Source organism: Pseudomonas sp. NPDC088429, assembly GCF_044753305.1.
Classification (GTDB): domain Bacteria; phylum Pseudomonadota; class Gammaproteobacteria; order Pseudomonadales; family Pseudomonadaceae; genus Aquipseudomonas; species Aquipseudomonas rustica.
In genome coordinates, this window is record NZ_JBIVMX010000009.1 from 106,552 (window position 1) to 119,112 (window position 12,561).

Here is a 12,561-nt window from a genome sequence, read left to right on the forward strand (position 1 = left end):
AACCAGAATACAGAGTTTTTTGGGTGTTACCTGAACAACAGCTGTTCTTTACGCAAGCCTTACGCAGCGGCGAACAGTTGCTCGCTGATTTTCGCTTGAGCAGCGGTCATCGCGTTGTTGCGTACTTCGTCGCCGTACGCCAGGCCTTCAGCGCGAACGATTTCGATGTCGGTGATGCCGAGGAAACCCAGCACCAGCTTCAAGTAGTCTTCGTGAGCAATGCCGCTCGCTTGACCGGCGTGGATGCCGCCAGCGGTGGACACGATGACAACTTTCTTGCCACCGCACAGGCCTTCAGGGCCGGCTTCGGTGTAACGGAAAGTCTGGCCGGCAACGGCGATGCGGTCGATCCAGGCTTTGAGTTGGGTTGGCACGGTGAAGTTGTACATCGGTGCGGCGATGACGATCGCGTCAGCAGCGATGAATTCGGCGAGCGTCGTCGCGCTCAGGTCGGCTTCGTGCTGTTGTGCGGCATTGCGCAGTTCAGCGGTGGTGCCGGCGGCAACCAGGGTAGTCGACGAGAAGTGGCTGATGGCGTCAGCGGCCAGGTCGCGGTAAGTGACCACGGCGCTCGGCTCGGCGACTTGCCAGGCTTTGGTGACTTGGCTGCTCAACTGACGGGAGGCCGAGTTGTCGCCCAGAATGCTCGAATCGATATGCAGCAGTTTCATGCGGAATCTCCTGGAATGCATCGCCTGTGGCGACTGAATGGAGACAATCCTACGCAAGAAACCAATGGATGATTAGCCGCCGACAATGCGATAGTTTGTCCCACTGATAGAACAGTTGGATTTCCCTGATGCAAGATCTCAACGATCTCTACTATTTCGCCAAAGTCGTCGAGGCGGGTGGCTTTGCGGCGGCGGGCCGTTTGCTGGGCATTCCCAAGTCACGACTGTCGCGGCGAATTGCCGAACTCGAAGAGCGCCTTGGCGCGCGTCTGCTGCAGCGCACCACGCGCCAGCTCAATCTCACTGCGGTCGGCGAGCGTTATCTGCGCCACTGTCAGGCGATGTTGCTGGAAGCGGAAATGGCTGACGAGGCCGTGGCGAGCATGTCCAGCGAGCCGCGCGGGCGATTGCGCGTGTCGTGCCCTACCGGGTTGGCCCATGAAATGTTGCCGATGGTCATCAGCGACTTTCTCGGCAAATTTCCGCAGGTACAACTGGAAGTGGTGCTGCTCAATCGCCGGGTGGATCTGGTCACCGAAGGGATTGATGTCGCGTTGCGCGTCAGAGAACTGGGTGACGAAGATCCGTTGTTGGTGACCCGTCGCTTGCGTCAGGCGCAAATGGTGGTGATCGCCAGCCCGGCTTTTCTTGAAGGCAAGACGATCGAGCATCCGCAAGACCTGAAAAATCTGCCCGTCCTCGGCGCGCTGGAAGCTGATCGCATGGTGCATGTGCGCCTGCTCGATCAACACGGCAAGAGCTTCGAGCTGAGTATGGAGGCACGGCTGGGGATTGACGATTTTGTGGTGCGCAAGGCCTGCGTACTGGCCGGTCAGGGCTTTACGCTGTTGCCGATGATGTATTGCGAAACCGAACTGCAAAACGGCACGCTGGTGCAGATGCTGCCGGAGTGGTCGCTGCCCGGCGGCTGGCTGCAAGCGGTGTACCCCCATCGTCGCGGGGTGATGCCGGCGGTGCGCGCGTGGATCGATCATCTGGTCGAGTCGTTCAATGCCTGTGGGGAGCGGTTGCTATGACGAAAGGAAAAATGAGCGAAGCGGACGTCGCCGCGTTTTGCCTGGGCCTGCCCGGTGCTCGGGAAGATTACAAATGGGGCGGCGTGCGCGTGTTCTCGATTGCCGGCAACAAGATGTTTGCCTTGCAGGGACTGCGCGGTGATTCGTTGGCGTTCAAGGTCGACAAGGATCTGTTCCTCGGCCATTGCGACCGCCCGGGGATTCACCCGGCGCCGTATTTGGCGCGGGCGCAGTGGATCATCATGCACCCGCCCTACCCGCTGGGCGCTGAGGAATTGCACGGATTGTTGCAGCGCTCGCACCAGTTGGTAGTAAGCAAACTGCCCAAGAAAACCCAGATCGGCCTATTGCTGTGAACCCAATCCCCTGTAGGAGCTGCCGAAGGCTGCGATCTTTTGATTTTTCTTTTTAAACATCAAAATCAAAAGATCGCAGCCTTCGGCAGCTCCTACAGGGGGGAGTCGGTATTTGTTTAGAACAGGGCCAGCAGGTTCGAGCCAAGGAATATCTGGTCGATCCAGAACACCTGGTGCAGCGCAACGATCATCCAGAACAGCACCTGAAACGACACCTTGCGCGTCTTGTGCCGAAACACTTGCTGGGCGATCAACGCACCCGGCCAGCCGCCCGCCAGTTCCACGGCGTGAAGGATGTTCTCCGGCGTGCGCCAGGCATCGGCGCGGGCCTTGCGTTTGTCCGCCCAGTACAGAAAGAACGCCAACACGCTGACGATGCCGTACGCCGCCAAAGGCACCAGCGAGATCCCGCGCAGCCACATCGACAGCGAGCCGAACAACGGCAACGCGAGAACGATCAGCAGCACCACCAGTTTCAATTTCAGATGCTGAATGTTGCCGCCCGAAGGTCGCCCTTCCGGCCGGCGTGCGCGGGAATCACTCATGGCTTGGCTGCCGACCAGTCCACCCAGCCAAACTGCCAGGTCGCCAGAATCACCAGACCGAAGACGATCCGATACCAGGCGAACGCCGCGTAGCTGTGGCTGGCGATGAACTTGAGCAAGGCTTTCACCGCGATCATGGCGAAGATGAAGGCGGTGACAAAACCAATGGCGAACACTGGAAAGTCCGCCGGCACAAACAAGTGGCGGTACTTGAAGCCCGAGTAAACCGCTGCACCGACCATGGTTGGCATGGCGAGGAAGAACGAGAACTCGGTTGCGGTTTTGCGCGACAGACCGAAAAGCAAACCACCGATGATCGTCGAGCCGGAGCGCGAAGTCCCCGGAATCATTGCCAGACACTGGGCGAAACCGATTTTCAACGCGTCCGTCCAGCGAATCTCATCGACCGTTTCGGCATGCACTTCATGCTGACGCTTTTCCGCCCACAACATGATGATGCCGCCAATGACCAGAGCCGCCGCAACGGTGATCGGGTTGAACAGGTACTCGTGGATCAGGTCGGCAAAAATCACCCCCAACACCACTGCCGGCAAGAAAGCGATCAGCAGATTAGCGGTAAAACGCCGCGCGCTCGGCTGGGTCGGTAAACCGATGACCACGTCGAGAATCTTGCGGCGAAACTCCCAGACCACCGCGAGGATCGCGCCGAGCTGGATGATGATATTGAACGCCATGGCCCGTTCGCCGCCGAAGTTGAGCAAGTCGGCAACGATGATCTGGTGTCCGGTACTGGAAATGGGCAAAAACTCCGTGAGCCCCTCTACAACTCCAAGTATCAGTGCCTGCAAGGCGGTCCAAAGATCCATCAATCCCCCAAAGAGCGATGCACGCCGGCATGCCCCGATAGTATTTTTCTTACGTTCACTGCGATCAGCGTAGCTGTTTATGGCTGTACCGATTCCGCGCACACAGGATCCACACGAAATGGTCAAAATTCCGTGAAATATCAACTTGGATTCAGGTTTTTACGCGCGGGGCCGAAATCCTATCAGACAAGCCGTAAAAGCGCTGCCGCGTTATACGACTTGGGTCGCGTAGGCCGCATCACCGAATCGTGGTTGGATGCTGGCGATGGTTTATGACAATAAAAAGAACCCGGAGTGACAGCGTTATGAACAGCTTGCGCAGTGTGTCGATCAGCCGACGCTTGTGGCTCATCTTGGTGGTAGCGGTGGTGATGTTGTTGACCTTGGGTGCGTTGATGCTCAAGCAGATCCACGCCGACCTCTATCATGCCAAAGCCCAGAAAACCCAGCATGTGGTGCAAACCGCCAGCGGCCTGCTGACCTATTACCACGACCTGGAAACCGCCGGCACCCTGAGCAAAGAGGCCGCGCAGAAGCAGGCGCTGACTGCGATCCGCGGCCTGCGGTATGACCAGAACGACTATTTCTGGATAAACGACCTCACGCCCGTGATGGTCATGCACCCGACCAACCCCAAACTTGAAGGCCAGAACCTCTCGGCAATCCGCGATCCGGACGGTTTTGCGGTGTTTAACGAGATGGTCGCCATCGCCAAGGCCAAAGGCGCTGGCATGGTCGATTATCGTTGGCCAAAACCCGGTGCCAGCGAACCTGTGGCCAAGACGTCCTACGTCAAACTGTTCGAGCCGTGGGGCTGGGTACTTGGCTCCGGCGTGTATATCGACGACGTACAGGCCGAATTTCAGGGCCAGGTGATCAAAGCCTCGGCGATTGGTCTGGCGATTGCCGTGATCATGGCGCTGCTGGTGATTCTGATCGCGCGCAGCATCGTGCGGCCGTTGCAGGAAACCGTGAACGCCATGGCCAACATCGCCAGCGGCGAAAGCGATTTGACCCGCAGTCTCGATACCCACGGTCAGGACGAAGTCACTGAGCTGGCGCACCACTTCAACGCCTTCACGGCCAAGCTGCGTCGGGTGATCGGCGACTTGCAGGTCTCGGCCAGCGCGCTCGGGGTGTCGTCCAGCGAACTGGGCAACGATGCCTCGCAGGCGCAGCAACGCAGTCAGCAGCAATCGCAGCAAATGGAGTTGGTGGCCACCGCGATCAACGAGGTGACCTACGGCGTGCAGGACGTGGCGAAAAACGCCGAGCACGCGGCCGCCGAAATGCGCGACGCCGAAGCGCAGGCACAACAGGGACAGATCAATATCGATGGCAGCTTGCAGCAAATCGACAAACTGTCGGGGACGATTGATCAGGCGGTTGAAGTGATTCGCACATTGGCTGCTGAGAGCACGCAGATTGGCAGTGTGCTGGAAGTGATTCGTTCGATTGCCGAGCAGACCAATCTACTCGCGCTCAACGCTGCTATCGAAGCGGCACGTGCTGGTGAACAGGGTCGCGGTTTTGCGGTGGTGGCGGATGAGGTTCGATTGCTCGCGCAACGGACGCAGAAGTCGACGGCGGAAATTCAGACGATGATTGAGCGTTTGCAGAATCATTCCGAAGCGGCCGTTAAGGTGATTGGCGACAGCAGCAAGGCTTCGCAGCTGACCATTGAGCAAGCAGGACTGGCCGGGGCCAGTTTGAGTGCGATTGGCCAGGCACTGCGCAATCTGAATGGCTTGAACGCTTCGATTGCCAGCGCCACGCTGCAACAGGCGCATGTGGTTGAGGACATTAACCAGAACGTGACGCAAGCGGCCGGGCTATCGCACAGCACGGCGTTGGCGGCGGAACAGTCGAGTGTGGCCAGCGTACGGCTTGCGCAACTCAGCGAACAACTGAACGGCTTGCTGCGCCAATTCCGTGTCTAACCCCCCAATTGCCTGTGGAACACTAATCCTGTGGTGAGGGGATTTATCCCTGTTGGAGTGCGCAGCGCTCCCAAACCCGGCAACCGCGGTCTTCCAGATAGAACGCGTTCTGCGGTTTTGCGACGGCTGCGCCGCCGAACGGGGATAAATCCCCTCGCCACAGGGAAATTTGTTGCCAACAGTGAGTGTGCGGTAGCTAACGCCCCTTAGCCGTCTCTGGGTACAATCCGCCCCCCTTCAACTCCCCCAAGGAAGACTCATGTCCGGGCTCGAACTGTTTGCCGCCGCTCTCGGTGTGATTGCCGTGTGGCTGACGGTTAAACAGAATCCGCTGTGCTGGCCGATCGGGCTGGTCATGGTGTTGCTCTACAGCTGGATCTTCTTTGAGGTGAAGCTGTATTCGGACATGTTGCTGCAAGTGATCTATGCCGCCCTGCAAGTCTACGGCTGGTGGCAGTGGACGCGGGCCGGGACGATGCATGACGGGCGTCAGGTCACCCGCCTCGATCAGCGTTCGATTCTGTTGGGGCTGGGTGTCGGCACGGTTGGCAGTTTGTTGCTGGGCGCGGCGATGGCGCACTGGACGGATGCCGCGCAACCTTGGCTCGACGCTGCGCTCACCGGTTTTAGCCTGGTCGCACAGTTGTGGATGGCGCAGAAACGTCTGCAATGCTGGGCGCTGTGGTTTGTGCTGGATGTCATTTTTGTCGGCCTGTTCATCTATAAAGGCCTGTACCTCACCGCCGCACTGTACGCCTTGTTCACCCTGATCGCCGTGCAAGGCTGGCGCGAATGGCGGGCCGATCCGGCGTTGCGCACATGAAAGTCGTGGTGCTGACCGGCCCTGAATCGACGGGCAAGAGCTGGCTCGCTGCTGGCCTGCAAAAACAATTCGGCGGGGTTCGGGTGGATGAGTACGTGCGCCGGTTCATCGAAGAAAATCCGCGCGATACTTGTCTGGCTGACATTCCCGCGATCGCCCGTGGCCAGTTGCAATGGGAAGACGAGGCGCGCGCGCAGCGGCCAGCGCTGCTGATTCTCGACACTCACTTGTTGAGTAATATCCTCTGGAGTCAGACGCTGTTCGGTGATTGTCCGGCCTGGCTGGAGCCCGAGTTGTTGGCGCGGCATTACGATCTGCACCTGTTGCTGTCCCCTGAGCAGATCGACTGGACGGATGACGGTCAGCGCTGCCAACCGGATCTGCAGGAACGTTTGGCGTTCTTTCGAGCCACACAAAACTGGCTGGAAAAACACCGGCAGCCCTTTCAAATCATTCAAGGCAATTGGGCCGAGCGACAGGCGCAAGCCGTAGCCGCGGTCGCAGATCTATTGGCTGACTGATCAGCGACGTGGGGCTTTTGCCCCACCATTTCACCCTGTTTTGGGGCAATTGTGTCCGTTTCTGAAACACTCGCCCGAGTGCAAAGTGGCCGTTTTAACGCCCTTCATCGTTTTGTCATGCCGCTTGTTACGCTGATGAAACACATCCCCGCAAACCCTTGTTCCAGAGCTTTGTTCAGCGAACAGACAGGTCTTCTGGCCAAGCACTGTTTCAGCGATGAAACATCACGTGTTTCAGCCCTGCGAACTTTTCCGATAACCCATTGAAAAACCGTCTTTTTTAAAAAGCGGCACAGCTTTCGCTCTCTCCTTCCCAACGCTGACTAGGGCCAGCCCACTGAAGAAGGAATTGCCGCCGTGGGGAATATCAAAAAAGGCTTCACCTGCCTGGTGCTGATCGGATCTGCAGCCAGCACATTCATCAGTTTCAACGCTCAGGCCGAAGGCAACGGCGTGATTGTGCTCAATCGCGATGTCCAGGTTCACTCGATCGGCCGCGAGAGGGGCAAAGACCCCTACCCAACCACCGTCAACGCCAACCCTTCGGCGCGAGTCAATCAGGCTGTGAATAGCGCCGAACTCAGTGACGGTGAATTCGCCAGTGTAGCCAGCGGTTCCTCCATCAGCGGCAACATCACCCCCAACGGTGTGTTGCCCGGCACCAACGTCATCACCAACCCCAACGGTTTGCCCGGCATGAGTGCCGGTCACGGTGGCGGCAGCGGCGGCAGCATTTCCAATACCATCAATCGCTCTCTGAGCACCGGTCTCGCCCCGCTGACCCGCATGGCTGGAGGCCAATGAGATGAATCGCACCCTGCTCATTCTGGCCTTGCTCAGCTGCACCAGCGCCATGGCCGACTCCAGCAATAACAACGCAGACATTCAGAACACCGGCATCCAATACAAAGGTAACTACAACGTTAACCAGGCCGCCGGCGACCAGATGCAACAAACCAACACCAAAGCAATCGCCATCGGTACCAATGCCAGCACCTCGACCAGCGTTATCCAGCGCCTTGATACACCGGCCGAACGTTCTGGCAACGCTAGCGCCAACATCGGCGGCAACTCTTTCAGTAATGGTAACGGGATTCTGGGCGTGAACCAGGGTGCCGGCGCCAACAACCAAATGGCCAACGTGACGCGCGTCAGCATCAGTGCTGCCCCGCAGAGCGTTGACGATAGCGCCCTTTCGCAACAGAACGTGGCGTTGTTACCGAGCTCAGGAGCAACTGGTACCTCAATCGGCAGCCGCCAGGTCACGACAAGTGATCAGGCCTTCACCGGCAGCCGCGGGGTAATCCAGGTGAACCAGAGTGCCGGGGTGGGGAACCGAATGGCTAACACCCTGAGCATCCGGGTCGCAGACTGACCCATATAAAAAGCAGTGCAATTAGAAAGTACCAACACTTAACCAACTAATAAGCACGGAGAAACACCATGAAAACTACAATGGCTCTCAAACCACTGGTTTTCGCACTTGCAGCAGTAATGGCAATGGCGGCTCAAGCAGGCGGCAATGATCATGGTAACAATGGCGGTCATGGTCACAACCCTCCTCCACCAAAAGGCCCAACCCTGGAAGAACTCCTGCAAATCGGTGCCGGCGCTGGGGCTGCCGTACTCGATGCGCAAGACAGTAACAGCAACATCGTTATCAACCAGGGCACCAAAAATAACGCCACTGTCGATAACTCGGCAAACGGTTCCAACGGCAACCTGGGCATGAACAACACCGCCGGCGACGGCAACCAACAAGACAACGCAGCTGCATTGGCCACTGCTGACGAAAGCTTCATCTTCGGCTCGGCGGTCGCTGTCTCCAGCGCTACCCAGGTTAACAGCGGCAACACCGTTGCCAATGCTTCGACCACCAACAATGCAAGCTTGAACAACGTCGGCAATGCTGGTTCCGGCAACATCGGTATCAACAACAGTGCCGGCAACTTCAACCAACAGAAAAACAACCTGGCCATTGCAGTGTCGGGTGGTCGTGTAGCGAATGCTGCTGCAGCGGCTAACCAGACTTCCACCGGTCTGACGGTTGGTAACGCCGGTACTCAAACCTACAAAACCACTACGCTCACTGGCACAGTTGCCGCTCTCGGCGCCTTCGGCGCAGTCGGCGAAGCAACCATCAAAGGTGATAGCGGTCACGGCGGTGGCGGCTATGACGACAAAGGCCACGGTGGCAACGGTGGTAGCAAAGATCAGAAAGCTACCTTCGAAGCTGTGGGTGTCTTCGGTCTGGCTGGCGTAACCACTCAACAAGTGATGACTCCAGACGGCTGGAAAAACCCTGTGACCAACAATGCCACCCTGAGCAATGTTGGCAACAACTTCTCCGGCAACGCTGGTTTCAACAACGCCGCCGGTGTTGGCAACCAACAAAGCAACTCGCTGTCCATCGCCGCAGGTTGCAAAGCCTGCATGTAATCGCGATCGAACTGAAAGCCCCGGCAACGGGGCTTTTCCTTCAGTCCGCCAAGGCGTATCGATCATGCGTAAAACTGCCCTTATCGCTTTGCTTTGCCTGTCTGGCTTGAGCCAGGCGGCGCAAATGCCAGTGGCCGCCCTCCCCGGTGGCGTACTCATTTACAAGGATGTGCAGAGCATTCGTGAGCGCAAGTTTGCCGACATCGTCGAACAGAAAACCGACTTCAGCTGCGGCGCTGCTGCACTGGCGACGGTGTTACGCCAGGCCTATTGGCTCGACGTCGATGAGGAGCACATCATCAAAGGCATGCTGGTCAACGCTGACCAGGACCTTGTTCGTACTCAAGGTTTTTCCATGCTCGACATGAAGCGCTACATAGAAAGCATCGGCATGCGTGCCAGGGGCTACAAGATTCCACCGGAGAAGCTTGATGCTGTAACGATCCCGGTGGTGGTACTGATGGAAATTCGCGGCTACAAGCATTTCGTCGTGCTACAGCGTTCGGATAAGGATTGGGTTTACATCGGAGACCCGGTGCTGGGACACAAACGCTACAAACATGATGATTTTGTCAAAGGTTGGAACGGTATCGTCTTCGCCATCGTTGGCCCCGGTTACGACAAGGCAAACGCCTTGCGCAGCCCACCAACGCCACTGACCGCGAAGAACAAACTGGATAACTTCAACCCTGTCAAAGATGCTGAATTGATGGACTTCGGATTCATACAGAGCGACTTCTTCTAATCGCCGCTTATAAAAAAATGGGACTGGATGTCCCGGGAGCAGCAGATGAAAACCTCATACTGGCTGGCCGCCGCCTGCCTGGCCGCGAGTGCGTCAGGCTATGCCAATGCAGGATTCACACCCATCGAAATAAAGGATCAAGAGCTCTCTGAGCTGCGTGGTCGGTATGTGATGCCGGGGCGGATTATCAGCTTCGGCATTGTTATGAGCAGTACCTGGCGCAACGCCAGTGGCGATCTGATCGGTGCAGCCGCCTCGATGCAGATTCAGCAGTCCACGATCAAACCCGAATTCTATGTTTCGACCATTAAAGAGGCCGGCAATATCGTCAACTCGGCGCAGAACGCCGTCGCCAGCGCCAACAATGGCGGCGCCGCCCCAACGACCCAACCGGCCCAACAACAAGGCACCGGCACCATCATTGGTGGCGCAGCCTTGAATACCAGCCAGGGCGTAACGCAAAGCGTGCGCGCAGCCGGTGATGACAATACCGCTTACAACAACGTTGCGATCAACGTCAAAGAAGCCAGCCAGGCCCCCGCCATTACGCCTTCCCAAGGCCAGGCTTTGATTGCAGGCCAGACCATCACCGGCAGCAACGCCGCCGGCAATGTCGCAGTTTCCGCTACCGGCGGTGGCGTGCAAATGGCAATTCAGGCCAGCGGCAATCAGGGCGCCGCCCTGCAACAGGTTGCCCAGAGCGGGCTGCTGCAGAACACCCGTTTGCTGGGCAGTTCGAACGTGGTCAATAACATGACTCAACTCAACGTTGTGTTGAACAATAACGGCATGAGTGCCGGCGCACTGGATTGCAACCTGACTCAACTCAGGGCCCTACGCAACATAGGATATTGAACTACGCTGAGTCTCGATCATTGGGCTTAAAGGGACGGCTTTTTCATGTATCGATCAGTATCACTGCGTGCTGCTGTATGTCTGAGTACGCTTCTCCCGGCGGCAATGCTGCAAGCTGCACCTGACGCCGATGTAGAAGCGCTAAAACAAGAACTAATGGAACTCAAGCAACGATACGAAGTACAACAAAAAGCCCTGGCGGTTCTCGAGCAACGTGTCCGCCAGGTCGAAGACCAACCCGCTGCGCCACAGCCCAAACGCCTGGTTAAATCGCCGGCAGACCTCAAAAGTCAAAAAGTGGCCGCCGCGACAGGAACCGGGGCAGCAGCCGCTTCGGGGGGAGCCGCAGGAGGGGGCACAGGCAGTTCTTATGGCCAATCGCTGGCCGATGATTCGCAACCCGCGCAATCGGTCTCCAACCTGTACGACGAGGCCAGTGGTTTCTTCGGTGGCGGTCGTTTCAGCGTTGAAACCGGCATCACCTATTCGCGCTACGACACCCGTCAACTGGCGCTCAATGGCTTCCTGGCGCTGGATTCGATCTTTCTCGGCAGCATCAACCTTGACCGGATCAAGGCGGATACCTGGACCCTCGACCTGACGGCACGCTACAACTACAACAACCGTTGGCAGTTCGATATCAACGCCCCGGTCATTTACCGCGACTCGACTTATCAGTCCGGCGGCGCGCAAGGCGGCGCATCGGGTGCCCTCAGTGAACAGGATGTCACTCAGGATCCGACCCTCGGCGATGTCAACGCAGGTATTGCCTACAAATTCCTCGACGAATCGCCGAACCTGCCGGATGCGGTAGTGACGTTGCGCGTAAAAGCGCCAACCGGCAAAGACCCGTTCGGGATCAAGCTGCGTCAGGCCCCGGGCGACAACACCAACCTCTTCGTGCCTGACAGCCTGCCGACCGGTAACGGCGTCTGGTCGATCACGCCGGGCATCTCGCTGGTGAAAACCTTCGACCCTGCCGTGCTCTTCGGTAGCTTGTCCTACACCCACAACTTCGAAGATTCGTTTGACGACATCAGTCCACGGGTCAACGAGAAAATTGCCGGTAAAGTGCAACTGGGCGACAGCTTCCAGATCGGCGCCGGTGTAGCGTTCGCATTGAACGAGAAGATGAGTATGTCGTTCTCGGTCTCTGATCTGGTGCAACGCAAGAGCAAGATCAAACAGGATGGCGGCGATTGGGAGTCGGTTGTATCCAGTGACGCCAACGCCGGTTACTTCAACATCGGTATGACCATTGCGGCCACCGACAACTTGACGATCGTGCCTAACCTGTCCATCGGCATGACCGAAGATGCGCCGGACTTTTCCTTCAGCCTGAAATTCCCGTATTACTTCTAACCACAGAAATCTGTAGGAGCAAAGCTTGCTCGCGAAGGCGTCAGTACATTCAATATTGATGTTGAATGTAACGGCCTCTTCGCGAGCAAGCTCGGCTCCTACACTGTTTTGTGGTGCAAATTAAACTGCGCGTACGCCATGATTCTGTAGGAGCAGAGTTTGCTCGCGAAGGCGTCAGTACATTCAATATTGATGTTGAATGTAACGGCTTCTTCGCGAGCAAGCTCGGCTCCTACACTGTTTTGTGGTGCAAATTAAACTGCGCGTACGCCATGATTCTGTAGGAGCAGAGCTTGCTCGCGAAGGCGTCAGCACATTCAATATTGATGTTGAATGTACCGGCCTCTTCGCGAGCAAGCTCGGCTCCTACACTGTTTTGTGGTGCAAATTAAACTGCGCGTACGCCATGATTCTGTAGGAGCAGAGCTTGCTCGCGAAGG

Annotated in this window: 14 protein-coding genes; 11 read left to right on the forward strand and 3 right to left on the reverse strand. The window is 57.4% G+C overall.

Annotated features, from left to right (window positions below):
- Positions 1 to 59 precede the first annotated feature (59 nt).
- The gene (locus ACIP66_RS08080) at positions 60 to 671 is read right to left on the reverse strand and encodes an FMN-dependent NADH-azoreductase (protein WP_400646919.1); all 612 of its coding nucleotides are present in this window, start codon (positions 669 to 671) and stop codon (positions 60 to 62) included.
- Positions 672 to 799: 128 nt separating this feature from the next.
- On the opposite strand from ACIP66_RS08080, the gene ACIP66_RS08085 reads away from it, so the two are divergent.
- Both ACIP66_RS08085 and ACIP66_RS08090 read left to right on the forward strand, forming a co-directional pair.
- A complete protein-coding gene (locus tag ACIP66_RS08085; RefSeq protein ID WP_400646921.1) occupies positions 800 to 1,708 on the forward strand; it encodes a LysR substrate-binding domain-containing protein in 909 nt (302 codons plus the stop codon).
- Positions 1,705 to 2,064, forward strand: coding sequence for an MmcQ/YjbR family DNA-binding protein (locus tag ACIP66_RS08090; protein WP_400646923.1), 360 nt, complete (start codon positions 1,705 to 1,707; stop codon positions 2,062 to 2,064). The genes ACIP66_RS08085 and ACIP66_RS08090 overlap by 4 nt, the downstream gene beginning before the upstream one ends.
- A gap of 116 nt (positions 2,065 to 2,180) precedes the next feature.
- Here ACIP66_RS08090 and ACIP66_RS08095 read toward each other — a convergent pair whose 3' ends face one another.
- Both ACIP66_RS08095 and ACIP66_RS08100 read right to left on the reverse strand, forming a co-directional pair.
- Positions 2,181 to 2,609, reverse strand: coding sequence for a DUF1294 domain-containing protein (locus ACIP66_RS08095; protein ID WP_400646926.1), 429 nt, complete (start codon positions 2,607 to 2,609; stop codon positions 2,181 to 2,183).
- Positions 2,606 to 3,436 carry an undecaprenyl-diphosphate phosphatase gene (locus ACIP66_RS08100; protein WP_400646928.1) on the reverse strand — a complete coding sequence of 277 codons (831 nt, stop codon included), beginning with the start codon at positions 3,434 to 3,436 and terminating at the stop codon, positions 2,606 to 2,608. Before ACIP66_RS08100 ends, ACIP66_RS08095 begins: the two co-directional genes overlap by 4 nt.
- Before the next feature lie 305 nt (positions 3,437 to 3,741).
- Here ACIP66_RS08100 and ACIP66_RS08105 point away from each other — a divergent pair, with 305 nt between their 5' ends.
- The 9 genes from ACIP66_RS08105 to ACIP66_RS08145 all read left to right on the forward strand — a co-directional run bounded on the left by ACIP66_RS08105 (position 3,742) and on the right by ACIP66_RS08145 (position 12,121).
- A complete protein-coding gene (locus ACIP66_RS08105; RefSeq protein WP_212549422.1) occupies positions 3,742 to 5,376 on the forward strand; it encodes a methyl-accepting chemotaxis protein in 1,635 nt (544 codons plus the stop codon).
- A gap of 259 nt (positions 5,377 to 5,635) precedes the next feature.
- On the forward strand, positions 5,636 to 6,199 hold the full coding sequence (pnuC, locus tag ACIP66_RS08110; RefSeq protein ID WP_400646930.1) for a nicotinamide riboside transporter PnuC: 564 nt from the start codon (positions 5,636 to 5,638) through the stop codon (positions 6,197 to 6,199).
- Complete coding sequence (locus tag ACIP66_RS08115; RefSeq protein WP_400646982.1) at positions 6,196 to 6,720, forward strand: AAA family ATPase; 525 nt, start codon at positions 6,196 to 6,198, stop codon at positions 6,718 to 6,720. Before pnuC ends, ACIP66_RS08115 begins: the two co-directional genes overlap by 4 nt.
- A 357-nt stretch (positions 6,721 to 7,077) precedes the next feature.
- Positions 7,078 to 7,524 carry a hypothetical protein gene (locus ACIP66_RS08120; protein ID WP_400646933.1) on the forward strand — a complete coding sequence of 149 codons (447 nt, stop codon included), beginning with the start codon at positions 7,078 to 7,080 and terminating at the stop codon, positions 7,522 to 7,524.
- 1 nt (position 7,525) lies between these two features.
- Entirely contained in the window at positions 7,526 to 8,095 is a 570-nt protein-coding gene (locus ACIP66_RS08125; protein ID WP_400646935.1) for an adhesin, read from the forward strand.
- A gap of 68 nt (positions 8,096 to 8,163) precedes the next feature.
- Entirely contained in the window at positions 8,164 to 9,159 is a 996-nt protein-coding gene (locus ACIP66_RS08130; RefSeq protein ID WP_400646938.1) for a heme utilization protein, read from the forward strand.
- A gap of 64 nt (positions 9,160 to 9,223) precedes the next feature.
- The gene (locus tag ACIP66_RS08135) at positions 9,224 to 9,904 is read left to right on the forward strand and encodes a C39 family peptidase (RefSeq protein WP_400646941.1); all 681 of its coding nucleotides are present in this window, start codon (positions 9,224 to 9,226) and stop codon (positions 9,902 to 9,904) included.
- A gap of 45 nt (positions 9,905 to 9,949) precedes the next feature.
- A complete protein-coding gene (locus ACIP66_RS08140) occupies positions 9,950 to 10,759 on the forward strand; it encodes a hypothetical protein (protein WP_400646943.1) in 810 nt (269 codons plus the stop codon).
- A gap of 45 nt (positions 10,760 to 10,804) precedes the next feature.
- Complete coding sequence (locus ACIP66_RS08145; protein WP_400646946.1) at positions 10,805 to 12,121, forward strand: hypothetical protein; 1,317 nt, start codon at positions 10,805 to 10,807, stop codon at positions 12,119 to 12,121.
- Positions 12,122 to 12,561: the final 440 nt, after the last annotated feature.